Source organism: Staphylococcus sp. EG-SA-2 (assembly GCF_017152085.1).
In genome coordinates this window covers 1-217 of the sequence record NZ_JACYHC010000394.1, presented here as the reverse complement: position 1 = coordinate 217, position 217 = coordinate 1, and the positions used below count along the sequence as shown (strand labels likewise).

General features: G+C 29.5%; 1 protein-coding gene. It reads right to left on the bottom strand.

Annotated features, from left to right (window positions below; genetic code table 11):
- Window positions 1-217, bottom strand: a 217-nt coding sequence (locus IDG60_RS03665; RefSeq protein WP_206160505.1) for a TIGR01741 family protein, incomplete at both ends; no start/stop codon positions are given.

Below are 217 nucleotides of genomic sequence, written 5' to 3'. Positions count from 1 at the left end.
TAGTAGTTTTCCTTTCCTGATGGACCAAAACCTAATTTAATCCAATCTATATAATCAAACGATACTTTCAAATTACCCTCTCTTGTAAAATCAAATTCACATGATGTCCATGGTTCTAAATCTTCTTCTTTAAATGCGTTTCTTAACTTCTTAAACAATCTATATAAATCCGTCCACAAATCATAAAATACTTTTTCAGAGACATTATACTCTCTAG